Origin of the sequence: Pseudomonas sp. PH1b (assembly GCF_000633395.1) — a bacterium.
Lineage (GTDB): Bacteria > Pseudomonadota > Gammaproteobacteria > Pseudomonadales > Pseudomonadaceae > Aquipseudomonas.
The window spans coordinates 18598-42181 of sequence record NZ_AYMU01000001.1; the positions used below are offsets into that span (position 1 = coordinate 18598).

Annotated in this window: 20 protein-coding genes and 1 pseudogene; 12 read left to right on the top strand and 9 right to left on the bottom strand. The window is 65.7% G+C overall.

All coding sequences use genetic code 11. The features are described 5' to 3' along the window. Positions 1-12 precede the first annotated feature (12 nt). A complete protein-coding gene (locus U873_RS0100080) occupies positions 13-1503 on the bottom strand; it encodes an aldehyde dehydrogenase (RefSeq protein ID WP_025126288.1) in 1491 nt (496 codons plus the stop codon). 203 nt (positions 1504-1706) lie between these two features. Further along, positions 1707-2285 carry a DUF4337 domain-containing protein gene (locus tag U873_RS0100085; RefSeq protein WP_025126289.1) on the bottom strand — a complete coding sequence of 193 codons (579 nt, stop codon included), beginning with the start codon at positions 2283-2285 and terminating at the stop codon, positions 1707-1709. Positions 2286-2523: 238 nt separating this feature from the next. Here U873_RS0100085 and U873_RS0100090 point away from each other — a divergent pair, with 238 nt between their 5' ends. Genes U873_RS0100090 through U873_RS0100100 form a run of 3 tightly spaced genes read left to right on the top strand, consistent with a single transcriptional unit; the run spans position 2524 to position 6690 of the window. Then, positions 2524-4002: an efflux transporter outer membrane subunit gene (locus tag U873_RS0100090; RefSeq protein WP_025126290.1), complete on the top strand. Its 1479-nt coding sequence runs from the start codon at positions 2524-2526 to the stop codon at positions 4000-4002. Beyond that, positions 3999-5108 (top strand): HlyD family secretion protein, encoded by a 1110-nt coding sequence (locus tag U873_RS0100095; RefSeq protein WP_025126291.1) that lies wholly within the window; start codon positions 3999-4001, stop codon positions 5106-5108. The genes U873_RS0100090 and U873_RS0100095 overlap by 4 nt, the downstream gene beginning before the upstream one ends. Further along, positions 5101-6690 carry a DHA2 family efflux MFS transporter permease subunit gene (locus U873_RS0100100; RefSeq protein ID WP_025126292.1) on the top strand — a complete coding sequence of 530 codons (1590 nt, stop codon included), beginning with the start codon at positions 5101-5103 and terminating at the stop codon, positions 6688-6690. The genes U873_RS0100095 and U873_RS0100100 overlap by 8 nt, the downstream gene beginning before the upstream one ends. Before the next feature lie 4 nt (positions 6691-6694). On the opposite strand, the gene U873_RS0100105 is transcribed toward U873_RS0100100, so the two are convergent. Continuing rightward, positions 6695-7462, bottom strand: a complete 768-nt coding sequence (locus U873_RS0100105) for a helix-turn-helix domain-containing protein (protein ID WP_029978011.1) — start codon at positions 7460-7462, stop codon at positions 6695-6697. A 339-nt stretch (positions 7463-7801) separates the two neighbouring features. Between U873_RS0100105 and U873_RS0100110 the strand changes: the two genes are divergently transcribed. Then, the gene (locus tag U873_RS0100110; protein WP_025126294.1) at positions 7802-9517 is read left to right on the top strand and encodes a 2-isopropylmalate synthase; all 1716 of its coding nucleotides are present in this window, start codon (positions 7802-7804) and stop codon (positions 9515-9517) included. A gap of 528 nt (positions 9518-10045) precedes the next feature. Here the strand turns inward: U873_RS0100110 and U873_RS0100115 are convergent. Continuing rightward, entirely contained in the window at positions 10046-10711 is a 666-nt protein-coding gene (locus U873_RS0100115; protein WP_025126295.1) for an HAD family phosphatase, read from the bottom strand. A gap of 132 nt (positions 10712-10843) precedes the next feature. After that, on the bottom strand, positions 10844-12514 hold the full coding sequence (locus U873_RS0100120; protein WP_025126296.1) for a WG repeat-containing protein: 1671 nt from the start codon (positions 12512-12514) through the stop codon (positions 10844-10846). 414 nt (positions 12515-12928) lie between these two features. On the opposite strand from U873_RS0100120, the gene peaA reads away from it, so the two are divergent. The 4 genes from peaA (at position 12929) to peaD (ending at position 17489) form a co-directional block, all read left to right on the top strand. Continuing rightward, positions 12929-14509 (top strand): quinohemoprotein amine dehydrogenase subunit alpha, encoded by a 1581-nt coding sequence (peaA, locus tag U873_RS0100125; RefSeq protein WP_025126297.1) that lies wholly within the window; start codon positions 12929-12931, stop codon positions 14507-14509. A 79-nt stretch (positions 14510-14588) separates the two neighbouring features. Continuing rightward, positions 14589-16022, top strand: a complete 1434-nt coding sequence (peaB, locus tag U873_RS0100130; RefSeq protein ID WP_025126298.1) for a quinohemoprotein amine dehydrogenase maturation protein — start codon at positions 14589-14591, stop codon at positions 16020-16022. 1 nt (position 16023) lies between these two features. Continuing rightward, a complete protein-coding gene (gene qhpC, locus U873_RS0100135) occupies positions 16024-16347 on the top strand; it encodes a quinohemoprotein amine dehydrogenase subunit gamma (RefSeq protein ID WP_025126299.1) in 324 nt (107 codons plus the stop codon). 23 nt (positions 16348-16370) lie between these two features. Further along, positions 16371-17489 carry a quinohemoprotein amine dehydrogenase subunit beta gene (peaD, locus tag U873_RS0100140; RefSeq protein ID WP_025126300.1) on the top strand — a complete coding sequence of 373 codons (1119 nt, stop codon included), beginning with the start codon at positions 16371-16373 and terminating at the stop codon, positions 17487-17489. A gap of 105 nt (positions 17490-17594) precedes the next feature. Here peaD and U873_RS0100145 read toward each other — a convergent pair whose 3' ends face one another. The 3 genes and pseudogenes from U873_RS0100145 to U873_RS0100150 all read right to left on the bottom strand — a co-directional run. Next, positions 17595-17993 carry a lysozyme inhibitor LprI family protein gene (locus U873_RS0100145; RefSeq protein ID WP_025126301.1) on the bottom strand — a complete coding sequence of 133 codons (399 nt, stop codon included), beginning with the start codon at positions 17991-17993 and terminating at the stop codon, positions 17595-17597. A 39-nt stretch (positions 17994-18032) separates the two neighbouring features. Then, complete coding sequence (locus U873_RS37100; protein ID WP_256244256.1) at positions 18033-18440, bottom strand: GFA family protein; 408 nt, start codon at positions 18438-18440, stop codon at positions 18033-18035. Continuing rightward, positions 18441-19355, bottom strand: a pseudogene (locus U873_RS0100150) (ADP-ribosylglycohydrolase family protein); the annotation flags it as partial. Between the two features lie 155 nt (positions 19356-19510). Between U873_RS0100150 and U873_RS0100155 the strand changes: the two are divergent. The 3 genes from U873_RS0100155 (at position 19511) to U873_RS36510 (ending at position 21488) form a co-directional block, all read left to right on the top strand. Beyond that, complete coding sequence (locus U873_RS0100155) at positions 19511-19969, top strand: SRPBCC family protein (protein ID WP_025126303.1); 459 nt, start codon at positions 19511-19513, stop codon at positions 19967-19969. 121 nt (positions 19970-20090) lie between these two features. Continuing rightward, positions 20091-20894 carry an aminoglycoside phosphotransferase family protein gene (locus tag U873_RS0100160; protein WP_025126304.1) on the top strand — a complete coding sequence of 268 codons (804 nt, stop codon included), beginning with the start codon at positions 20091-20093 and terminating at the stop codon, positions 20892-20894. A gap of 24 nt (positions 20895-20918) precedes the next feature. Further along, positions 20919-21488, top strand: a complete 570-nt coding sequence (locus U873_RS36510) for a hypothetical protein (protein WP_157838041.1) — start codon at positions 20919-20921, stop codon at positions 21486-21488. Between the two features lie 50 nt (positions 21489-21538). On the opposite strand, the gene U873_RS0100170 is transcribed toward U873_RS36510, so the two are convergent. After that, the gene (locus U873_RS0100170) at positions 21539-22864 is read right to left on the bottom strand and encodes a PLP-dependent aminotransferase family protein (protein ID WP_025126305.1); all 1326 of its coding nucleotides are present in this window, start codon (positions 22862-22864) and stop codon (positions 21539-21541) included. 87 nt (positions 22865-22951) lie between these two features. Between U873_RS0100170 and U873_RS0100175 the strand changes: the two genes are divergently transcribed. Further along, entirely contained in the window at positions 22952-23584 is a 633-nt protein-coding gene (locus U873_RS0100175) for a LysE family translocator (RefSeq protein WP_025126306.1), read from the top strand.

The following is a 23584-nucleotide window of genomic DNA, read 5'->3' on the forward strand; positions in this document are numbered from 1 at the left end:
GGGCTGTTCGGGTCAGAGCTTGATCAGCACCGATTTCAGTTCGGTGTAGTGTTCGATCGCCGCATGGCCCATCTCCCGGCCGACCCCGGACATCTTGTAGCCGCCGAACGGCAGCGCCGGATCCAGGGCGCTGTGGCAGTTGACCCAGACCGAGCCGGACTTGATTCGCGGGATCATTCGGTGCACCGCCGCCAGGTCGTTGGACCAGATGCTCGCCCCCAGCCCGTAGGGGCTGTCGTTGGCCATGCGCAGGGCATCGGCCTCGTCGTCGAAGGGGATGGCCACCAGCACCGGGCCGAAAATCTCTTCCTGGACCAGGGAATGCTGCTGATCGACATCGACGATCACCGTCGGCTTGACGAAGTAGCCCGGGCCGAACTGTTCGCCGCCACAGGCGATGGTGGCGCCGCTTTCCCGGCCCATCTCGATGTAGCGCCAGACCCGCTCCTGCTGGCGGGCGGAGATCAGCGGGCCCATTTCGACGCTGGCGTCCAGGCCGTTGCCGAGTTTCATGGCATTGGCGATGCCGGCGATATCGGCCACCACATTGTCGAAATGCTTGCGCTGCACATAGAGCCGGGAGCCGGCGCAGCACACCTGGCCCTGGTTGAAAAAGATCGCGCTGGCGGCACCGGCCGCGGCGTTGCCGAGGTCGGCGTCGGCCATGACGATGGTCGGTGACTTGCCGCCCAGTTCCAGGGTCACACGGGTCATGGAATCCATGGCGATCTTGCCGATTTCCTTGCCCACCGCAGTGGAGCCGGTGAAGGTCAGCTTGTCCACCAGGGGGTTGTGGGTCAGGGCTGAGCCGGCGGTGATGCCGGTACCGGTGACCACGTTGAACACGCCTTCGGGGTAGCCGGCCTCCTGCACCAGTTCCGCCAGCTTCAAGGCGCTGAGCGGGGTCTCATCGGCGGGTTTGAGCACCACCGTGCAGCCGGTGGCCAGGGCCGGGCCGAGCTTCCAGCAGGCCAGCAGCAAGGGGAAGTTCCAGGCGACGATGGCCCCCACGACGCCCACTGCCTCGCGGCGAATGAAACTGTGGAACTGATCGTCCGGCATCAGCGGCAGCGAAACCTCGACGCTGGCCCCTTCGATCTTGGTGGCCCAGCCGGCCATGTAGCGCAGGAAGTCGATGGACAGTTGCACGTCCATGGCCTGGGCCACGGCGGCGCTCTTGCCGTTGTTCAGGCATTCGAGCTGGGCCAGCAGCTCGGCGTCGCGCTGCATCAGGTCGGCGAGTTTCCACAGCAGGTTCTGCCGCTCCCGTGGCCGGGTGCGGGTCCAGGGCGAGTCGTCGAAGGCCTGGCGGGCGGCCAATACCGCGCGGTTCACGTCGTCCACCGTGGCCCGGGGCACCAGGCACAGTTGTTCGCCGGTGGCGGGGTTGCGCAGGGGCATGGTCTGGCCATCGCTGGCCTCGACCCAGTGGGCGCCGATCAACATGCGCGGGGCGCGCTGGATAAATGCCGTGGTGGCGGCGAGCAGGGGAGCAATAGCCATGACGAAGCCTCTTGTTGTAGGTGAGGCCGGGGCTTTCGCAATGGCTATGCCAGTTTCGCCGAGGCCACGTGGCCTCGGTATTGCGGGGGCTTGGGCGCACTGCCGAGGCGGGTGCGGCGATGGCTTTTCGCAAACTGCGACAGCCCGATGAGATTCAAGAGACGCACCGGCTCGCGGGCCCGGGCGCTACCCCACTGGGTTTTCTAGAGGTGCAGCCAGGCCAGGGAGCCCAGCAGCACGCTGCCCCCGGCCGCGCCATAGGCGAGCTTCTTCAGCCATTCCTTGCGGGTCAGCAGGGTGATGGCCGCCATCGAAATGGCGATCTGGATCGCCATCATCGCCTGGGCCCAACGGTGGTGCTGGTGCAGCGCAGCTGCCGATTGCTCGTCCCAGTCCCGGGCCTCGGCTTCCAGGGCCTCGGCCTTGAGGCGCACGGCGTCCTTTTCCTTCTGGTAGCGCTGGGCCTCGATGCCGTAGTGCGCGGCATCGACTCCGGGAATGTGGGTCGCCAGCTCCGCCAGGTTCTGCCGGCTGGACTTGGCCTGGTAGTAGCTCCACTGGTTGGCGGCTTCGGTCTTTTTCATCGCGGCGTTGTTCTTGTCCATGGCCGCGAGGCTTTCCGAGGAACCGGCCTGGTAGCTCAAGAGTGCTCCCAGGGTGGCCATGATCGCCGTCATCACCGCGATCTTGCTGGCGAAATTGTCACTGCGGGCGTGAGCGTGTTCGGCCAGGTGTTCCACGTGCTTTTCGTGGGGGCTGGGCACTTCGAAGTCTTCGGTCATGGCGATCGATCGGCGGAGTGGGGGGAGAAGTTTCAAATTGTATCCACGGTGCTGGAGCGCCGTAGAGCCAGTGCGAGTTCGTTCAGCTGGCCGACAGCCTGAGGCCGCGGGCACGGGCCTGAAGGAGGGGGCTGGGGATGAAATTTGACCATTTTGCGACAATCGAAAAGAAATCCTCGTTAGACGGTCGCCAGCTGGCCTTCCTACAGTAGGCGCTTCGAATCCGTGAGTACTTCCCATGCCCATTTACCCAAGGCCTGCATGGGCCCTGTGCGCCCTGTTGGCCGGTTGCACCCTGGGGCCGGAACGGCCACCCGGCAGCACTGTGCCCCTGCCCGTGAGTCACCTGGATGCAGCCACCGAGCAGGGGCTCGACCAGTGGTGGCAGCTCTACCGTGACCCTGGGCTGAATGCCGCGGTCCAGGAAGCCCTGAGCCAGAACCGCGACCTGCGGATGGCCGCGGCCAACCTGCTGCAGGCCCGGGCACTGCTGCGCGAAACCGATACCCTGCGCCAGCCTTCCACCCAGGTGACGGCCCGGGCCGGCTACGGCAGTAGCGCCGACGACCAGTTGGAAGCTGCTTTGCAGGACAGTCAGCGCATCCGCACCGGCAGCCGTTATGGGCTCGGCCTGGATGTGCAGTGGGAGGCCGACCTGTTCGGCCGCCTGCATGGCCTGGCCGATGCCGCCCGGGCCGATGCCGAGGCGGCCCGGGCTGCCGAAGATGGCCTGCGGGTGGTGGTGGCTGCGGAAACCACCCGCGCCTGGTTGCAGGCCTGCAGCTACGGCCAGCGCCTGCAGGTGGCCGGCGAGTCCCTGGCGCTGGTGGAACAGGGCCGGGCCCTGAGCGCCCGGCTGTATCAGGCCGGCGCCGCGGTGACCCTGGATGTGGTGCGCGCCGAAGGCCTGGTGGGCCAGGTGCAGGCCAGCCTGCCGCCGCTGCAGGCCGGGCGGCAGCGGGCCCTGGCCGAACTGGCAGTCTTGCTCGGGCGGCCACCGGGCGATGCGCCGGCGGCGGCCCAGGCCTGTCGCCAGGCCCCGACCCTGGGTTCGCCCATGCCCCAGAGCGATGCCCTGGCCATGCTGCGCCGACGTCCCGATGTGAGCCAGGCCGAGCGCCGGCTGGCGGCGGCCACGGCGCGCATCGGCGTGGCCCGGGCCGACCTCTATCCGCGGGTCAGCCTGGGGGCCGGGGTCTACACCTCGGCGCACCACCCCTCGGGTTTCGATGACCGTGACGCTTCGGTGTGGCAACTGGGGCCGCTGCTGTCCTGGAGCTTCCCCAACCTCAATGCCGCGCGTGCGCGCATCGCCCAGGCCGACGCCGGGGAAAGCGCGGCGCTGGCGGATTTCGATCGCAGCATCCTGGCTGCCTTGAAGGAACAGCAGCAAGCCTTGAGCGACTATCAGGCCGCGTTGCAGCGCCAGGGCGCCCTGCACCTGGCGGCCGAGCGCGACCACCAGGCCCTGCGCCTGGCCGGGCTGGCCAGGGCGGCCGGAGCCTCCACGGCCCTGGATTACCTCGATGCCCAGCGCACCGACGTGCGCACCCGGGCCGCTGCGGCACAGGCCGATGCCGCCGTCATCGATACCCAGGTGCTGGTGTTCAAGGCCCTGGGCGGTGGCTGGCGCAGCGCACCGCCGATTGTCCTGCCGTCGCCGAGTCGGGCGGCGGCCCACCCTTTCCTGCGAACTTCCAACGAGCCTCTGCAATGACCCAGACCCCTGTTCCCCCTTCCCCGGCGCAAGCCGTCACCCGCCGTCGCTTCCTCGGTTATGCCGGGCTGGCGTTGGTGTTGTTGCTGATCCTGGCCTGGTGCCTGCACTGGTGGTTCAGCGGGCGTTTCCTGGTGGAGACCGACGACGCCTACCTGCGTTCGGACATCGTCACCATCGCGCCACGGGTCGCCGGCTACCTGGCGGCGGTCGAGGTCCAGGACAACCAGCCGCTCAAGGCTGGCGACCTGTTGGCGCGAATCGACGACAGCGACTACCGGGCCCGGGTCGAACAGGCCGAGGCGGCGCTGCGAGAAGCCCAGGCCGAACAGCGTGCCGGGCTGGCGCGGCTGGCCAATCTGGCGGCCCGCCAGCAACAGCAGCAGAGCCTGATCGCCGAGGCTCAGGCCCGGGTCGGCGCCGCCGAGGCCGAGGCGCAACGGGCCGGCCAGGAAGGACGGCGACAGCAACATCTGGCCAGCCAGCAGGTCAGCAGCGTGCAGCAACTGGAAAATGCCGCGGCCCTGGCGCGTCAGGCCGATGCCGCGCTGGGTGCGGCCCGCGCCACCCTGGCAGCGCGGCGCCAGGAAGTGCAGGTGCTCGATACCGAGCAGCAAAGCGCCCGGGCGCAACTGGACAAGCTCGAAGCGGGCGTGGCCCGGGTCACGGCCCAGCGGCAACTGGCCCGCATCGATCTGGCGCGGACCCTGATCCGCAGCCCGGTGGACGGGATTGCCGGCCAGCGCCGCCTGCGCCTGGGGCAGTACGTCGAAGTCGGCGCGCCACTGCTGGCGGTGGTGCCGGAGGACGCCTATGTGGTGGCCAACTACAAGGAAACCCAGGTCGACGGCATGCGCCCCGGGCAGCTGGCGCGGGTCGAGGTCGACGCCCTGGGCGGCCATATGCTGCAGGGCCGGGTGGAGAGCTTCGCCCCGGCCTCCGGCGCGGAATTTGCCCTGCTGCCGGCGGACAATGCCACCGGTAACTTCACCAAGATCGTGCAGCGCATGCCGGTGCGCATCCGTCTCGATCCGGGGCAGCCGCGACAGGCGCAGCTTCGCCCCGGGATGTCGGTGGTGGTGACTGTGGATACCCGTCATGACTAGTGCCCAGGCCCTACCGGAAACCACCGGCGAGGCCGCCGCGCCGGGGATTTCCCTGCGCACCTGGGTGGCGGTACTGGGCAGCGTGGTGGGCTGCTTCATGGCCGGGATGAACGTGCACGTGACCAACGCTTCCCTGCCGGACGTGCGCGGCTCCCTGGGGGCGACTTTCGAGGAGGGGTCGTGGATCACCACCGCCTACCTGGTGGCGGAGATCATCATCATTCCCATGACCGGCTGGCTGGTTTCGGTGTTCTCCATGCGCCGGGTGCTGATGGTCGGCACCGCCGGTTTCGTGCTCTTTTCCATTGCCTGCTCCCTGGCGCCGACTATCCACAGCCTGATCTTCGCCCGGGTGCTGCAAGGGGCCTTTGGCGGGGTGCTGATTCCCTTGTCGTTCCAGTTGATCGTCACCGAGCTGCCGGCGGTCCGGCATCCCATGGGCATGGCCCTGTTCGCCGTGGCCAACAATGTCGCCCAGGCCGCGGGGCCGTCCCTGGGCGGCTGGCTCACCGATGCCTATTCGTGGCGCTGGATCTTCTACCTGCAAGTGCCGCCGGGGCTGTTGCTGCTGGCGGCGATCGGCTGGTCGGTGCGACCCCAGCCCATGGTCCTGGCAAAGTTGCGCCAGGGTGACTGGGGCGGCATCGCCAGCATGGCCGTGGGCCTCTCGGCGTTGCAGATCATGCTGGAGGAGGGCGGCCGCCATGACTGGTTCGCCTCAAGCTTCATCATCAATTGCGCGATCCTGGCGACGTTCGGCCTGCTGGCCTTCGTGGCCATCGAACTGCGCCGCGAGCAGCCGCTGATCAACCTGCGCCTCTTGGGCCGCTACAACTTCGGCATCGCCAGCCTGATGCAATTCACCTTCGGTGCGGTGGTGTTCGGCGTGGTGTTCCTGGTGCCCAACTACTTTGCCCAGATCCACGGCTACAACGCCCGGCAGATCGGTTTGATGATGATCCCCTACGGCCTGATCCAGTTCGTCATGTCCTTCGCCACCCCGCGCCTGATGCGCTGGAGCAGCGCCCGCACCATCATCATTGCCGGGTTCGCCATCACCGGTATCGGCTGCCTGATGAATATCCACCTCAACCCCGATGCCTCGGTGAATGTCATCGTGCCGTCGTTGGTGGTGCGCGGTATCGGCCAGTCGCTGGTCGTGGTGGCACTGGGGGTGATGGCGATCCAGGGGCTGGAAAAGGACCAGGTGGGTTCGGCTTCCGGGCTGTTCTCCATGGTGCGCAACGTGGGCGGGGCGATCGGTATCGCGCTCTCCAGCCAGATCGTGGTGGAGCGCGAGAAACTCCATGCCCAGCGCATCGGTGAATCCATCAACCTGTTCGCCCAGGCCACCCAGGAGCGCTTGGTGGAACTGGTGCGCCTGCTGGCCCAGGCACCGCTGGAGTACGCCACGGCCCTGCACTCGGCGGCGCTGGCGCCCCTGCGCCAGCAGGCCCTGGGCATGGTGGACAAGGTGCTGCACCGCGACGCCCTGCTGCTGGCCTACAGCGATGCCTTCCTGCTGGCGGGGCTGGCCATGCTGTTGTGCGTGGTGGCCGGGTTGCTGCTGCGCCGGACCTGAGCCTTCAGCGGTAGAACTCCGAAGGTGGCGTGCCGAACTGGCGCTTGAAGGCCGCGGCGAAGGCGCTCTGGCTGTCGTAGCCGTGCTGCAGCGCCACTTGCACCACCGGCATGCCCTCGGCCAGGCACTCCAGGGACATCAGCAACCGCGCCTGCTGGCGCCAGCGCCCGAAGGTGATGCCGGTGTGGCGCTGGAACTGGCGATGGAAGGTCTTGGCGCTCATGGCCAGGCAGTCGCTCCATTGCTCGGCGGTGCGGTTGTCCGCCGGGTCGTCCGCCAGCGCCTGGCACACCCGCAGCATGCGCGGTTCATGGGGCCAGGGCAGGCTGAACGGCAGCACCGGCAGCGAGCGCATCTCATCAAGGATCAAGCGCATCAGGCGGCCGTCGCGGCTGTCCGGCGCATACTGCGTGCCGACCTGGGCGGCGGCCAGGATCAGCTCGCGCAGCAACGGCGAGACCTCGATCACGCAGTCATGCTCGGGCAGGCCGGCTATGGCATCGACGTTGATGAACAGGCTGCGCATGCGCACCGCGCCGCGCATGCGCACCCGATGCTCGACGCCCGCCTGCAACCACACCCCGCGACTGGGCGGCACCACCCAGCGTCCGGACTCGGTGTCGATCACCAGCACGCCTTCGATGGCGTAGGCCAACTGTGAGCGGGGATGACTGTGGGCCGGTATTTCATGGCCGTTGGGGTAATCCACGGCGATGCTGGTGACCGGCATGGACAGGCAGTCGATGGACGAGACAACAAGCAGATCGGACATGCGGCGCAGCGCCTCCGGACCGGAAGGGATCATTGGGGCGCCCATCATAAGTGCAAATGTCCATTTCACGATAATCAAAGGGTGTTTAGCGCATTACATTCAGATGGCCGCCGCCTAGACTGCAAGCCACTCCTCTTTCCCAGACGGTTGCCATAGCCCATGAATCCCCGGTTCCTGACCCTGCTACTAGCGCTACCCCTGCCTTACGGCCGGGGTCTGCCGGTGCTGCGAGGAAGCGGGCACCCAGGCTGATCTCCCCCAGACTCCGGCCTCGATGCGCTTTCCACGATGAAAGCAGGGGAGATCCGTCGCGTTCTCCATTGTGCTTTCGAGGTCAGTATGCTCACCCATCCCCATACCAAATATCGTGCCTTTGCCCCCGTGGACCTGGACTCGCGCCAGTGGCCTTCACGCACCCTCACCCAGGCTCCGATCTGGCTGTCCACCGACCTGCGCGATGGCAACCAGGCGTTGTTCGAGCCGATGAATCGCGAGCGCAAGCTGCGCCTGTTCGAGGAACTGGTGCGCCTGGGCTTCAAGGAAATCGAAGTGGGATTCCCCGCCGCTTCGCGCACCGATTTCGAGGTGGTTCGCGAGCTGGTGGAGCAGCAGCGGATTCCCGTCGATGTCACACCGATGGTGATGACCCAACTGCGCGAGGACCTGATCCGCGAAACCGTACGCAGTGTGCAGGGCGCGCGCCGGGTCATCGTCCATCTGTACAACGCCATCGCCCCGGTCTGGCGGCGCGTGGTGTTCGGGCTTGCGGTGGCGGAGGTCGAGGCCCTGGTCGAGCGTCATGTAAGGCTGTTGCGCGACTTGACCGAGCAGCACCCGGAAACCGAGTGGGTGCTGCAGTACTCCCCCGAAACGTTCTGCATGGCGGAGCTCGAGGTGTCTCTGCGCATGTGCAACACCGCGATCCGCACCTGGGACGCCGGCCCGGGGCGCCCGATCATCATCAACCTGCCGACCACCGTCGAAGTGGCCACGGCCAACGTCTTTGCCGACCAGATCGAATGGATGCACAAGCGCCTGGAGCGCCGTGACCAGGTGACGCTGTCGGTGCACCCGCACAACGACCGGGGTACCGGCGTGGCCTGTGCCGAACAGGCGCTGCTGGCGGGCGCCCAGCGGGTGGAGGGTTGCCTGTTCGGCAATGGCGAACGCAGTGGCAACCTGGACCTGGTGACCCTGGCCCTGAATCTCTATACCCAGGGCATCAGCCCCGGGCTGGACTTCTCCGATATCGCGGCGGTGGCCCGAGTCGCCGAGGAGTGCACGGCGCTGCCGATCCATCCGCGCCACCCCTATGTCGGCGATCTGGTGTTCACCGCCTTTTCCGGCTCGCACCAGGACGCCATCGCCAAAGGCTTTGCCGCCCAGTCGGCCGATGGTTTCTGGGAGGTGCCCTACCTGCCCATCGATCCTCAGGACCTGGGGCGGACCTACGACAGCATCGTGCGAGTCAACAGCCAGTCCGGCAAAGGCGGGATCGCTTTCCTGCTGCAGCGCGACCACGGCATCGTCATGCCCCGGCGCATGCAGATCGAGTTCAGCGCCATTGTGCAGAAGCTGGCCGATGCCAGTGATGCCGAGTTGAGCAGTGAGGCGTTATGGGGGTTGTTCCAGCGCACTTACCTGACGCTTGGAGAGGGGACGGCGAGCCTGGTGTATCTGGGTCACCGATTGTTCGATGCCGCCGAGGGGCAAGGCATCGAATTGCGCATCGCCACGCCCGGGAGCCAGGACCTGTGCTTGCGGGGGGTGGGCAACGGACCTATCGCCGCGACCTTGGCCGCCCTGGGCTTGCCGCTGCGCATCGACAGTTTTGAAGAGCGCAACCTGGGAGCGGGAGCCGACGCCCAGGCGCTGGCTATTGTTGAAGCGGCGTGGCCCGGGGTTGCCGGCTCACGTTTTGGCGCCGGGTGTCACGCCAACATCGTCACCGCTTCGGTGCAGGCGGTGATCAATGCCGCGGCGCGGTTTTATCCGGAGCGAGTGCTGACATTCACTCCCGCTCCGGAATCCGTCCTGGAGCCCGCGACTCGCTGAGTGACTCGGGCGGCCAGCACTACACCCTGTAGTGCCGGCCGCCGGATGCCCGGGCAAAAAAAGCCCGCGGTGGGCGGGCCAAATGGGATGTGTTCAGGAGTGGCAATCAATCTAAGGGAGGCAAGGTGAAAGGCCTGTGAAAAAAAGCTCGTGCTGAGGAAAAAGCCTAAAGTCATTTGTCCAGATCGCACCGAGTTTTAGGATCTGTCCGATAGGACCGTCCCCAGCGCCCGCGTATATTCCCCTCTGCTCGCCCAGCCAAAGGGGGTACTTCGGCCTCAGTACCACGGCCGAAGTGATGGGCGAGCACTTTTTCCTTCCTGCTTTTTCCTGCTTCTCATTTCCGACCGGTCATTTCCTGGCCGCAGTTCCCATCTGCTGCAGTGCCCAACTGTATTTCCTAGCTGTAGCTTCCGCTCTGCTTGGCCCGCGCCAATCGTTGCGCTGCACGCTCCAGCGATATGCCGTTCAACAATGGATCCATGCTCCGTGCCTTTATGGGCGCCCGGCTTCGTGGCGCCCGGCCATTCACCCCAGATTGAGGCGGCGGTGAATCTCGGCCCACAGCTGCGGGTCGTCAAAGTCCTGGATCACCCGATGGGCTCCGGCACTCAGCAGGGTTTGAGGTTGCTGGCTGGTGGCCAGGCCGAAGGTGCAGATGCCGGCCTTGACCGCGGCGGTCAGCCCGGGGACCGAGTCCTCGAAGGCCAGGGCCTGAGCGGCCGTGGCTTGCAGGGATTCCAGGCCGCTGAGGTAGGGCAGGGGGTCGGGCTTGGCCCGGGGCAGTTCCTCGGCCACCAGGACCGTCTGAAAACGCTCCTGCAGGCCCAGCACCTTGAGCATGTGCTCGGCGTTGGCCCGAGGCGCATTGGTCACCACGCACACGCCAATCTTGTGCTCGGCAGCAAAGTCCAGCAGGCGCAGCAGACCGGGCAATGGCTTGAGTTGCGGGGACAGTTGGCGAAAGCGCTCTTCCTTGCGCTCGGCGAAGGCCTCATGTTCGGCCACGCTGCGGTCGGGGAACAGGTAGCGGCACATGCTGGCGTTGGCCTGGCCACTGACATGGGCCTGGAAGGCTTCCTGGGTGAACACCCGGCCGTCTTCTTCCTGCAGTAGCTGTTGCAGGGCCAGCAGGTGCAGGGCATCGGTATCGGTGAGGGTGCCGTCGAGGTCGAAGAGCAGAGCTTTGAGCATGGGACAGTTCCTTGCGGGCCCCATCCGGGCCGTATGGCTGAATCGATCAAGCTCGCATTCTAGAGCTTGTCACCACAGGGCGACAAACCCTGGCAGGCTTGATCCAGCCATCCGACCCGTTACCGACGGCGATCAGCCAGGCTGATTGTCGTCCTGGTCTTCGGCCTGGGCGCCGTTATCCACATCCTCGTCGTCCTGTGGGCAATAGTCCTGGGGGTTGGTCGGCCACAGCACCTTGTCCTGGCCGTCACGTACCTGCTCGGCACCGCACTGCGTCTGGCTGACCTGGAAGCTAGGCGTGCCATCCAGGCGGTACAGGGCCTTGAGGCTGCGGGTCTGGTCGTCGCCCAGGCCTTCCACGGCAAAACCGAAGATCGCGCCGCGGGTTTCGTCCACCACCAGTTCCTGCCACTTGCCGGCGATCAGGCGCTTGCCCTTGAGGTCGTACAGCGCCGAGGTGGCCAGGTTCGAGGTGTCATCGCTGGCCAGCAGGTAGTGACCGCTGGCATCCAGGCGGATGTCGACGTACTCGCCCGGCTCCAGCAGTACCTTGCCATTGGCGTCCATCAGGCCCACGGTCGGCACCTGGGTGGCCTGGCCGAACAGGGTGGCCTGCTTGGTCGGGCTGTCGGCGTTGCTGAAAATGAACAGGTCGGCATTGAGCGCGCCGATCTGCCGGTAGGTCGGCTTGAACAGCTCGACGCCCTTGTCCACATCGAAGATGCCGAAGGTGGCGCTGAAGGCGTTCTGCAGCACGGCCACCTGATTCAGCCCGGTCACCGGCCTGAACATGCCCAGGGGGCTGAAGCCTGCGGGGTCTGCCGAGTCGTAGGTCGGTTGAAGCGTCCACTGGCCCTGGCGGTCGATCAGCCCGGCCTTGCCGGATGAGCCGTCGGCGTCCTTGGCACTGACCAGGGCGCCCTGTTTGCCGAACACTTCACATTTGCCGAACTGGGCCTGGATCACCGTCTTGCCCTGGAAATCCATGTAGCCGCAGGGGCTGTCGTATTTTTCCCGGAAGGCCACCAGGCCGTCACCGGGTACGCCGATCCAGTTGTAGGTGGCAGCGCTGACCAGTTGCGCCTGGGCGTCGGCCAGGGCCTTACCCTGTTCGGTGTTGACCACCAGGTGCTGGTTGGCGGCGCTGTCGATGCTGTCGAAGTCGACTTTTTTCTGCTCGCCGGTCTTGAGGTTCAGCGCCCATTTTTCATTGCCGCGCTCGGCGGTCATCCACCAGCCGCGCTTGGCGAAGTCGTCGCGCACCACGCTGCTGTCATACAGCGCTTCGGTGACCACTTGGCCGCTGGCACTGAGAATGCCGCGCTTGCCGCCCACTTCGTAGACGATGAAGTCATCCTTGCCGCCCACGTACAGGTCGTCGAAGCGTGGGGGCTGAACCTGCTTGCCATTCTGGTCGATGATGCCCAGCTTGCCGTCCTGGCCGAAGCCGAAGTAGCCGGGCGTCAACAGGCGCAGGTCGTCAGTGAAGGCGGTCTGCAGGAGCTGCTTGCCGTCGGCGCTGGCCAGGTTCCAGGTACCGTCCTTGGCGAACAGGAAGCTCTTGTCCAGGGGCAGGGCGACCACGGCATCGTAGTCGTTGTCGGCGCTGACCAGCACCGCACCGTTCTGGTCGAGAACCGCGCATTCGCCATTGGCGCAGATCGGCATCACCATGGCGGCCGGAGCGGGAGCCGGGGCGACGGCTGCGCTCTTGGGACTGGATTCTTCCTTGCATCCGACCAGGGTCAGAGCAGACAACGAGAGGATCAGCGAGCCGAGACGGGCACTGGCGCTTCTATCCATGAACGTGTGGTTCCTTTTAATGGGGGGACGAGCAGAACGCCCTGGACAGCAGGGCGAACAAAACCGCGTGATTTTGCGGTGGCGGTGGATAAATGCAAGATCCAATCAAAAAGAAAATCACAGGTACAGCACGCCGGCCGGTGCGCTCGGCGAGCTCTTTGGGCCTGGCAAGGGCTGTCTCAGACTGAGACCGGTGTCGCGAAATTGAACGTCGGGTAACACCGCCAGGTCCCGCAGCGCCCGCTGCCTGCAGCCAAATCATTGATCCTGCGTTCATTTCCAAGCTGGCACGCTCCGTGTATTGCTTACCTGCAGACGTTTCTCTTGCCTCCATGCCCGGCACTGCCAGGCATGGCAGAAACCATAAAAACGACGCGCTAAAAATAAGAAAGCACCGTGGGAGGTTCGACCCTGATGAAGAGAAAACTCCGCCTGAGGCTCAGTGCCAGCCTGCTGGCCGTTGCCACCTGTACCGCCTTGCATGCCCCATCGAGTTTCGCCGCGCGGGATGCGCAGAGCATCCTCAAACAGACCTGCCAGGGCTGCCACACCTCCGAGGCCGGGGAAGCCCTGAGTCGTATCAGCCACCAGCGCAAGACCCCGGAAGGCTGGCTGATGAGCATTGCCCGCATGCAGACCATGCATGGCCTGCAGATCAGCGACGATGACCGGCGTACCCTGGTCAAGTACCTGGCCGATACCCAGGGCCTGGCACCTAGCGAGACCGACGGCGTGCGCTACGCTCTGGAGCGGCGCCTGAACACCGTCGAGCATTTCGACGAACAGACCTCCCAGATGTGCGCCCGTTGTCACTCTGGCGCGCGCATCGCCCTGCAGCGGCGTCCGGCCCAGGAATGGGAGCACCTGGTGAACTTCCACCTCGGCCAGTGGCCGTCCCTGGAGTACCAGGCCCTGTCCCGGGACCGCGAGTGGTTACCCATCGCCCTCAAGGAAATGGTGCCGCTCCTGGCCAAGCGTTATCCCCTCGACAACCCGGCCTGGAAGGCCTGGCAGCAGGCCCGCCCGCAAGCGACGGCGCTGGTGGGCGACTGGAGTTTTAGCGGCCACCTGCCGGGCAAGGGCGAGTTGGCCGGGGTGATGAGCGTCAGCGCCGGCGACGGCGATCAGTTCAAGGTCAGCGTCAAGGGCCAGTACGCCGACGGCAGCCCGTTCAACGGCGAGGGCAGCGCGATCCTCTACAGCGGCTATGAATGGCGCGCCAATGTCACCGTCGACGGCGTGGTCATGCGCCAGGTGCTGGCGGCCCAGGGCAATGCGCTGCAAGGGCGGATGTTCGAGGCCGAGCACGATGAGCGCGGCCTGGACTTCGTCGCCGCCAAGCAGGGCAGCAGCCGTCTGCTGGCGGTGCAACCGGGTTACCTGAAGGCCGGTGAAGAGCGCGAAGTGACCCTGGTGGGGGCCGGCCTCGCAGGCACGCCCAATTTTGGCCAGGGCGTCGAGGTGGTGCAGGTCCTGGAGCAGAGCCCGCAACGCGTGCGCCTCAAGCTCAAGGCTGCCGCCAATGCCCAGCCGGGCCTGCGCCAAGTCAGTGTCGGCAGCCTCAAGGGGCTGACCCTGGCGGTCTACAGCAGCATTGCCGAGGTCAAGGTGGTGCCGGCGTTCTCGGTGGCGCGAGTCGGCGAGGGCGGCGGTTCGACGCCCAAGGTCCAGGGGCGCTTCGATGCCGAAGCCTGGGGCAAGGGCGCCGATGGCAAGCCGTACCGCATCGGGGTGGTGCCGGCGCAGTGGAAGGTCGAGGCCTTCGACGAGCAGGCGGCCAAGGATCAGGACGTCCGGTTCGCCGGCACCATGCAAGCCGACAGCGGGGTGTTCATCCCCGGCGACGCCGGGCCCAACCCGCAGCGCAAGATGTCCACCAACAACGCCGGCAACCTCAAGGTGATCGCCGCCGTGGATGACGCCGGTAAGGCGTTGACCGGCGAAGGGCACCTGATCGTCACCGTGCAACGCTGGAACAATCCACCCATTCCCTGAGTGCTGTCGAGCCGTAGCCACAGACATTTTCAGGCAATGACCGCAGGCCCCGCATCCGGGGTTTGCACAGGAGGTTGTGATGGGCGCAATTCTGAACCTGGTAGAGCGCAACCTGCACGAAGTGCAGGTGGACGCCGACCGCATGCTGTTCCATATCCCCAGCAGTTCGCTGTTTGCCAGCGATGCCCTGACCGGCAGCATCATCGATGCCCTGCGCGGGCCCGGCTGTACCCCGGAAGATTTGATCCAGCGCCTGGCGGGCACCTATGACGGCGCCGATGTCAGCGACACCCTGCGTGAGCTGATCGCCCTGGAACTGGTCAGTGACGGTTCACCGCTGACCCCGGAGATCGGGGTCAAACGGGTCGAGCGTACGGCAATCAATACCGTGGTGCTCAACGTCAACACCGGCTGCAACCTGAGTTGCACCTACTGCTACAAGGAAGACCTGGACAAGCCCTCGGCGGGCAAGAAGATGGGCCTGGACACCGCCATCGCCTCGGTGGAGATGCTGCTCCAGGAATCCCCGGACGAGGAGCGCTACACCGTGGTGTTCTTCGGCGGCGAACCCCTGAGCAACCGGCCGCTGATCGAGGCCATGGTGGAGTACTGCGAGCGACGCTTCGGCGAGGCGGGCAAGTTCGTCGAGTTCGTCATGACCACCAACGCCACCCTGCTCACCGAAGAGGTGGTGGACTACCTCAACGCCCACCGCTTCGGTTTGTCAGTGAGCATCGACGGGCCCAAGACCGTGCACGATCGTAACCGCATCACCGTGGGCGGGCAGGGCACCTATGACGTGGTGCGGCGCAAGGCGCAGATGCTCCTGTCGCGCTACAACAGCCGGCCGGTGGGGGCCCGGGTCACCCTGACCACCGGGGTCACCGATGTCGAGACCATCTGGGATCACCTGTTCAACGAACTGGGGTTTGCCGAAGTCGGCTTCGCCCCGGTGACCTCGGGGGACATCAGCAGCTTCAACCTCAGCAGCGAGGAACTGATCGAAGTCTTCGCCAGCATGAAGCGCCTGGGTGGACGCTACCTGGAGGCGGCCCTGGAGCACCGCAATATCGGTTTCTCCAACCTGCACCAGTTGATCACCGACATCCACGAAGGTCACAAGAAGGCGCTGCCCTGTGGCGCCGGGCTGAAGATGCTGGCGGTGGATCACAAGGGCGAGCTGAACCTGTGCCACCGCTTCACCGGCTCCTCATTGCCGACCTTCGGCAACGTGCACGGTGGCGGGGTCAAGCAGGTGGAACTCAACGACTTCCTGTCCCAGCGCCTGGACCGCACCGACACCGGTTGCGACAGCTGCCGGATCCGCAACCTGTGTTCCGGCGGCTGCTACCACGAGAGCTACGCCCGTTATGGCGACCCGGCGCACCCGACCTATCACTATTGCGAACTGATGCGTGACTGGGTGGATTTCGGCATCGAAGTCTACAGCCGGATCATGGCTCACAACCCTGCGTTCATCAGCAGTTACATCACTCCGCGCAAGGCCCACTGACATGAAACATCTCAAGCCGATCAATAACAAAGCCCAGAAACTGGCCGAGGCTGCCGCCGAGGACCGTATCGAAGAAGTGCTGGCGATGAACTCCGTGGCCGGTTGCGCCTCGACCACCGACCCGGGCTGGGAAATCGACGCCTTTGGCGGCGTCTCGTCCCTCTGCCAGCCCATGGAGGCCGACCTCTACGGCTGTTCCGACCCTTGCTGGTGGCCGGCCCAGGTGCCGGACATGATGAGCACCTACCCCGACTGGAACAAGGACGCCCAGGCCTCCAACGACAACTGGCGCAACCTCGGCACCGTCTTCCCCAAAGACAAGTAACCGGACAGCACAAGGATTCCAGCATGCGAGCTATCAACGTCTGCGGCCTGGCCGCCAGCGCGGTCCTCGGCCTCGTTTCACTGAGTGCCCTGGGCGATGAAAACCCGGCCCTCAACCCGGGTCACGAATACATGGTGACCACCAACTACCCGAACAACCTGCACATTCTCGACCTGGCCACCGACAGCCTGTACAAGACCTGCAAGATGCCCGACGCCTTTGGCCCCGGCACCGTGCAACTGTCCCCGGACCGCAAGATTGCCTACGTATTGAACAACCACTATGCGGATGTCTATGGCGTCGAGCTCGACAGCTGCAAGCAGGTGTTCCACGCCAGCATCACCCAGCACCCGGGGGAGAAGGCCCGTTCGATGTTCGCCTTCACCGTCAGCCACGACGGCAAGGAGCTGTACACCGTGGCCAACCCGACCCTGCTGCGCAATGACCGCTACGAGGTCAAGGAGCCGCGGCTGGATGTCTACGCCACCGACGCCGGGCTGGATGCCAAGCCGCTGCGCAGCTTCCCCGCGCCGCGCCAGCTGACCATCATGCAGAGTGGCGACGACGGCACCCTGTATGTGGCCGGGCCGGACCTGTACAAGGTCGACGTCAAGAGCGGCAAGTTCGAGGTGCTGATCCCCAGCCGCCACTGGAAACGCCCCAACTACAGCGCCCCGGACGTGCTCTACGTGTGGAACCAGCAGACCTTCCGTCATGACTTCTCGCTGCTCTACACCACGGCGAAGTTCAAGGACCAGAAGCAGGACCCGGCCACCGCCGAAGCGCTCTACGGGTTGTTCAGCGTCGACCTGAAAACCGGCAAGACCGAGACCACCGACTTCGGCCCGCTGACCGAGATCTACTTCAGCGGCATGCGCTCGCCCAAGGACCCGAACCTGATGTTCGGCGTGCTCAACCGCCTGGCCAAGTACGACATCAAGCAGAAGAAGCTGATCCAGGCCGCCACCCTGGAGCACTCCTACTACTGCATTTCGTTCAACAAGGCGGGGACCAAGATCTACCTGGCGGGGACCTTCAACGACGTGGCGATCTTCGATGTCGACAGCATGCAGCAGGTCGGCAAGATCACCTTGCCCGGCGGCGACATGGCGATTACCACGGCGCAGATCTTCGTGCGCTGAGCTTGTCTGCAGCTACCGGCTCCTGCTGTAGGAGCCGGCTTGCCGGCGAAGAGGCCGGCAAGCCATGCAGCGCCCTCACCGACGCCTTCGCGGGTAAGCCCGCTCCTACCGGGCGGGTACCGGGCAGTTCAAGTCGCCTTCCATGCACTTCAGGTAATTCTTGAAGCTCTCCACCCGAGCCTGGGTCAAGGCCGTGATGCAGTTGCTGTAGCCCACCGGATAAAGGCTGCCACCTTCCACGCCGGAAGTGGAAAAACTGCACTCGGCATCGCGGAACGCTACCCAGGCGCGCTGAGCGCTGAGCAGCAGCTTTTTAGTGTGTGGCTGGTCTTTCAGGCGCTGGTTGATCTGTTGGTAAAGGGCATTCAGCTCCTTGTCCGCGGCCTTGCTCTGCACGCCGGCGCACAGGTTCATGTCGGTCTGGGTGCTGCTGTCGCACTCGTCGGCCTGGGCCAATGGAGCAAGCAGCAGTGGCGCAAGGGCCAGGAACAGGATCGCACGCATGGATAGTCTCGCAATCGGTGAATGAGGTAGAAAGGCAGTCTAGTCGCGGCTGGGTTGCCACTCGGGCCAGCGTTGCGCCCCCTCGTCGGCCAGCCAGGGCACATCGTGGGAGGTCCAGATATGCACCTGGGGCGTCTGCCCCGGGTCATCGTCCAGGGTCGCCACCCGCAGGATCACGTGGGGCTGTGCCGGGCGCTCCGCCAGCAGGTGAGAACCGCAGACCGAGCAGAAGTGCCGCAGCTTGCCCGGGGACGATTCATAGCTGCTCAGGCGCTCCTGGCCCTGGGTCCACTGGAAGTGTTCGCGCATCACCCCGGCGGTGGAGGCATACGCTGCGGCATGGGCCTTGCGGCAGGTCTGGCAATGGCAATGGCCGATGGGCATGTCCAGGCGCTCGACCCGGTACTGCACCGCCTTGCACAGGCAACTGCCGAGCAGCGGTCGCACAGGCGTGCGGCGCTGGGCGGCGGCCAGCAGGTCGTCGGCCATGGCCCGGATCTCCTCACCCATGTGCAGCTTGGCCAGCCACTGTGGCGGTATGCCCTGGACCCCGTAGAAGGCCCCGGCCAACTGCCCGACGATGGCGGCGGTGGTGTCGGCATCGTCCCCCAGGTTGGCGGCGGCGAGCACCGCTTGGGCATAGCTGTCGCTGTGCTGGAAGCACCAGAGCGCGGCCTCCAGGGCGTCGACGCAGTAGCCGTTGCCGCGAATCTGGTCGCGGCGCTTGTCCAGGTAATGCCCCCGGGCCAGGGCCATCACCTTGGGTTGCCCAAGGTGCGGATCATCCAGCGTTTGCAGCTCGGCCCGGGAGGCGCCGGCCAGGGCCTTGGCCAGCAACCCGGCCAACAACTGACAGCATTCGATGGCTTCAGCGGCGCCATGGGTGGTGCGCGAACTGGCGCCGGCAAACTCGCGGACCTGGGCCAGGTCCGGGTAGTGAAACAGCACCACCGGCGCCAGGCGCATCAGCGAGCCGTTGCCGGCGGTCTGGGGATCGGTCGCCCCGGCGAATGGCTGGCCGTGCTCCTGGTACTCGCTCAAGGCCTGGCGCACGGTGCTGCCGATGTCGAAGCATTCACCGGTGGCACTGAGGTAGCCCCATTGCCACCAGTTGAGGTAGCGGCCCATCTGGTCGGCGGGGTCGAAACCGTCCTTGCGCAACAGGCTTTCGCCCAGGCACAGGGCCATCGAGGTGTCGTCGGTCCATTGCCCCGGCTGGAGCTTGAAAGGCCCGCCGCCCAGCATGTCGGTCACGTCGGGGAACGAGCCCCGCGGCTTGAATTCCACCGTGGTGCCCACGGCATCGCCACAGGCCAGGCCCAGCAGGCAGCCGCGGTAGCGATCGGAAAGGGTCAGCGGCATGGCTCGTCCTTGAGGAGGGATTGGCCGCCGACATTAGCATTTGTTTACCCAGGCCCAAGTGTCATTCAGGCCGGGCCCGGAGCACGTGCCGATCGTGCAACTTGCCGGTTGCGCTAGCGCCCAGGCGGTCTAGTGTTGATCACTGGAGGTGTCCTATGAACTCATCAGACCGTATTGAAAGAAAGATCCTGCTCAAGGCCGGCCGGGCCCAGGTCTGGGCTGCCCTGAGCCAGGCCGAGGCCTTTGGCCAATGGTTCGGCGTGGCCCTGCAGGGTCAGCGCTTCACCCCGGGCCAGCAGGTGCGCGGGGCCATTACCTACCCGGGGTACGAGCACCTGACCTGGGACGTCAGGGTCGAGCAACTGCTGGTGGACGAACTGTTTTCCTTCAGTTGGCATCCCTATGCCGTGGACCCTCAGCAGGACTACTCGGCCGAGCCCACGACCCTGGTGCAATTCGAACTGGAGGAGCGCGATGACGGCACCTTGCTGCGGGTCACCGAGTCGGGTTTCGACGGCATTCCCGCTGAGCGCCGGCTCAAGGCCTTTCGCATGAACAGCCGGGGCTGGGACGAGCAGATGAGCAATATCGAGAACTATCTGCAGCAGGGTTGAAGAGGGGCAGCTGCAAGTCACAAGCGGCACGCCAGGAGCTGTAAGCGGAGCATAAGAGCTTGCTGCCTGCAGCTGGTCGCTGGAAACTTGCAGCTCGCTTTTGCTGCCCTTGGATTCATCGATGTTTGAGACTTATATCGATCGCTGGCGCTTGCTGCCTGACGGTGAGCCTATTGTCACTCCTGGCAGCCGTCTGCTGCCGGTGCGGCTGGCGGATCAAGCGCCGGCCATGTTGAAGATCGCCCTGGATGAAAATGAGCAGGCCGGCAATCGGCTGATGGCCTGGTGGGCCGGGCAGGGTGCTGCGCGGGTCTATGCCCAGGCGGACCAGGCCTTGCTGATGGAGCGGGCCATGGGCTCGGGGTCGTTGATGGGCATGGCGCTCGAAGGCCGCCACGATGAAGTCAGCCAGATTGTCTGTGCCAAGCTGGCGCGGCTGCATGCGCCGCGTGAGCAGCCTCTGCCGCAGCTGCTAGGGCTCGATCTCTGGTTCGAGGACCTGCGCCAGGTGGCGCGGGTTGAGGGCGGCATTCTTCTGGAGTGCCTGGCCATGGCCGAGCAGTTGCTCGCGGCGCCCGAGGATGTGGTGGTGCTGCACGGCGATGTGCACCACGACAATGTTCTCGATTTCGGTGCCCGTGGCTGGCAGGTCATCGACCCCAAGCGAGTGTACGGCGAGCGCGGTTTTGATTTCGCCAACCTGATTGCCAATCCCGACCTGCCCAGTGCCACCGATCCTGCACGCTTCAGCCGCCAGGTGCAGGTGATCGGACAATGCGCCGGGCTCGAGCCGCGTCGCCTGGTGCAGTGGGTCCTGGCGTTCAGTGGCTTGTCGGCCGCCTGGTTTGTTCAGGACGCTGATCAAGCCGGTGTGCGCCACCAGCTCAAGGTCGCGGCGTTGGCGATGCAGGTCCTGGCGCGTTGAAATAAGGGTTTTCGGAAGCAGCGCATGGCGAATGTCTTACACGCGCTGTTATTTAATGCGTCTTTTTACCAGATGACTTTGTGTTTAATCTTCTTTTCCACAACTGCAGCGCAGGAAGCGCTCAGGATCAAGGAAGGTCGACCATTAGCACGGATGCTGCAGACAGGAAGTCATAATGGTCTTGGAAAAAACCCGCTTCGGCGGGTTTTTTTTCGTCCGGCATTTCGTGTCTGCTGCCTGGGTGCGGTGGCCGCTTTGCTACTTCACGCAGTGGAACATCAACCTGGCAGGTTTTTTCAGCCCGACCCTAAGCGCGGGCTTCTGGGCAACTGGCCGTGGTTGCCGCAGATCGTTGGACTGGGGGCGGCGCTGTTGCCCACCTTGGGCTGGGCGGGAATGTCGTGCCAAGGGCCGGATTGCCCCGGCATGCTGACGATGCTGGCATTTTTCCTGGGGGCCTTTGTCCTGGCCAATATCCTTGGTGCGCTGTGGATGATCGGTCGGAAGATCAAGCTGCTCTGGCGGCGCTGGCGTGCTCCGAATGGCCGTGAGGCGTGCGAGCCGCCCGCCACGGATGATGCCTGCGGCCATTGACGCCGGTGAGCGGGCGCTCTTCGCCGGCAAGCCGGCTCCTACAGGTGTGCTTAGCGGGTGATCTCGTTGCGGACCTTTTCCAAAGCCTGTTCCAGCAGTGGCAGGCCGATGGAGCCCAGGGCCAGGCGCAACGCCTGGGGCACGTGGGCGGTGGTGGCGAAAGGCTCGGCCGAGGTCACCGTGACCCCCTGATGTTCCAGGGCCGTCACCACGGCATCGGCCCGCCGTCCTTCCGGCAGTTTCAGCCAGAGAAAATACGACGAGCCATAGGCCTGGTACTCGTAGCCCTTGAGTACCCGCCGGGCCAGTTGCTGGCGGTTGCGGGCATCGTTGCGCTTCTGTTCTTCCAGGCGGTCCACCAGCCCCGACTCGATCCAGCGGCAGCCCAGGGTCACGGTCAATGACGGAGTGCTCCAGGTGGACACGCGGATCGCCCGCTCCAGGGCCGGAATCATCTCCAGGGGCGCGACGATGAACCCCAGGCGCAACCCCGAGGCGACGCTTTTCGACAGCCCGGAAATATACAGCGTGCGCTCCGGGGCCAGGGTCTGCAGCGGCGGCGGTGCCGGTTCGGCGAGGAAGGCGTAGGCGCCGTCCTCGATCAGCAGCAGGTCATGCTCGCGAGCCAATTGCGCCAGGCGCTGGCGTTCGGCCAGGGGCATCACCGTGCCCAGGGGATTGTGCAGGGTCGGCATGCAGTACAGCGCCCGCACCGGGCGCCGCCGGCACAAGGCCTGGAGGGCGTCCAGGTCCATCTGGCCGTTGTGCTGGGGCAAGGGCTCCAGGTCCAGGCGATGGACCTGGGCCAGGGTCTTCAGGCCGGGATAGGTCAGGGCATCCACCGCCAGGATGTCCCCGGGCTGGAGCAGTGCCAGCAGGCTCACCGCCAGCCCCTGCTGGGCGCCGTTGACGATCAGCACCTGCTCGGCGGCGACGCGGATCTCGCGGTTGCGCAGGTGCCGCGCCGCGGTCTGGCGCTCATGGGGGCGGCCGCCCTGGGGCGCGGAATGCAGCAGGGCATCCAGGTCGCCGGAGGCGGCTATCGCCCGCAGCCCCTCGCGCAGGCTTTCCGCCTGGCCGGGCAGGGACGGGTAGTTGAACGCCAGGTCCACCGAGGCGGCGCTGGCCGGGTGCTGTTCCAGGCCCATGCCCCGGGGCAGGCTGGTGTCGCGCACGAAGGTGCCGCGCCCGGGCTCGCCCACCACCAGGCCGATGGCCTCCAGCTCGTGGTAGACCCGCAGCGCCGTGGCCAGGGCCACCTGCTCGCTGGCCATCAGCGCGCGTACCGTCGGTAGCTGAGTGCCCGGGCACAGCTGGCCGGCGCGGATGCGCTGGGCGAAGTGATCGACGATGGTTTTGTAGCGGGTACGGCGCATGCTCGGCCACCTTATGTATCTAGAACACTTTTTTGTTTGTATCAGGTAGGCGCCCTAATCTAGCGGCTTTTGCGCAGGAGCGCTCACATGCCGGACCTTTCCACCCTGTCGATCTTCCTCGGCGCCGTGCTGCTGTTGCTGCTGTCGCCGGGCCCCAACATGGCCTTTGTCATCAGCCACGGCGCAGCCTATGGCTGGCGCGGTGGGGTGGCGTCGGGGCTGGGGATAGGTGCGGCGGACATCGGCCTGACCCTGCTCACGGCCACGGGCGTGACCGCCGTGGTAGCCAGCTGGCCGCCGGCGTTCGACCTGTTCCGCTATGCCGGGGTCGCCTACCTGCTGTGGCTGGCCTGCAAGGCCCTGGGCGAGCGTGGCACCCCCAACCTTGCCGAGACGCCGCGGGTGCCGCTGTCCACGGTGTTTGTCCGGGCCTTGTGCAACAGCCTGCTGAACCCCAAGGCGCTGCTGTTCTTCATGGTGTTCCTGCCGCAGTTCGTGCGCCCCGAGCACGGCAGCATCGCTGTGCAACTGCTGGTCCTGGGCTTGCTGCTGACCCTGGTCAGCGGGGTCTTCCATACTAGCCTGGGGGTCTTCGGCGCGGCCCTGCGCCGTGGTTGGCCCAGCGGCGATTCGCGGCTGGCCCGCTGGCAATCCTGGCTGCTGGCGGCGGTGCTGCTGGCCCTGGCCCTGCGCCTGGCGCTGCTGGCGCGTCCGCTCTGA

Excerpts from the sequence above, each read along its gene's own strand:
- U873_RS0100115 (WP_025126295.1), bottom strand. The coding sequence starts at position 10,711 with ATGCTCAAAGCTCTGCTCTTCGACCTCGACGGCACCCTCACCGATACC.
- qhpC (WP_025126299.1), top strand. The coding sequence starts at position 16,024 with ATGAAACATCTCAAGCCGATCAATAACAAAGCCCAGAAACTGGCCGAG.
- U873_RS0100175 (WP_025126306.1), top strand. The coding sequence starts at position 22,952 with ATGCCGGACCTTTCCACCCTGTCGATCTTCCTCGGCGCCGTGCTGCTG.
- U873_RS0100120 (WP_025126296.1), bottom strand. The coding sequence starts at position 12,514 with ATGGATAGAAGCGCCAGTGCCCGTCTCGGCTCGCTGATCCTCTCGTTG.
- U873_RS0100080 (WP_025126288.1), bottom strand. The coding sequence starts at position 1,503 with ATGGCTATTGCTCCCCTGCTCGCCGCCACCACGGCATTTATCCAGCGC.
- U873_RS0100105 (WP_029978011.1), bottom strand. The coding sequence starts at position 7,462 with ATGTCCGATCTGCTTGTTGTCTCGTCCATCGACTGCCTGTCCATGCCG.
- U873_RS0100090 (WP_025126290.1), top strand. The coding sequence starts at position 2,524 with ATGCCCATTTACCCAAGGCCTGCATGGGCCCTGTGCGCCCTGTTGGCC.
- U873_RS0100100 (WP_025126292.1), top strand. The coding sequence starts at position 5,101 with ATGACTAGTGCCCAGGCCCTACCGGAAACCACCGGCGAGGCCGCCGCG.
- U873_RS0100095 (WP_025126291.1), top strand. The coding sequence starts at position 3,999 with ATGACCCAGACCCCTGTTCCCCCTTCCCCGGCGCAAGCCGTCACCCGC.
- U873_RS36510 (WP_157838041.1), top strand. The coding sequence starts at position 20,919 with ATGGCGAATGTCTTACACGCGCTGTTATTTAATGCGTCTTTTTACCAG.
- U873_RS0100085 (WP_025126289.1), bottom strand. The coding sequence starts at position 2,285 with ATGACCGAAGACTTCGAAGTGCCCAGCCCCCACGAAAAGCACGTGGAA.
- U873_RS0100145 (WP_025126301.1), bottom strand. The coding sequence starts at position 17,993 with ATGCGTGCGATCCTGTTCCTGGCCCTTGCGCCACTGCTGCTTGCTCCA.
- peaB (WP_025126298.1), top strand. The coding sequence starts at position 14,589 with ATGGGCGCAATTCTGAACCTGGTAGAGCGCAACCTGCACGAAGTGCAG.
- U873_RS0100170 (WP_025126305.1), bottom strand. The coding sequence starts at position 22,864 with ATGCGCCGTACCCGCTACAAAACCATCGTCGATCACTTCGCCCAGCGC.
- U873_RS0100110 (WP_025126294.1), top strand. The coding sequence starts at position 7,802 with ATGCTCACCCATCCCCATACCAAATATCGTGCCTTTGCCCCCGTGGAC.
- U873_RS0100155 (WP_025126303.1), top strand. The coding sequence starts at position 19,511 with ATGAACTCATCAGACCGTATTGAAAGAAAGATCCTGCTCAAGGCCGGC.
- U873_RS0100160 (WP_025126304.1), top strand. The coding sequence starts at position 20,091 with ATGTTTGAGACTTATATCGATCGCTGGCGCTTGCTGCCTGACGGTGAG.
- peaA (WP_025126297.1), top strand. The coding sequence starts at position 12,929 with ATGAAGAGAAAACTCCGCCTGAGGCTCAGTGCCAGCCTGCTGGCCGTT.
- peaD (WP_025126300.1), top strand. The coding sequence starts at position 16,371 with ATGCGAGCTATCAACGTCTGCGGCCTGGCCGCCAGCGCGGTCCTCGGC.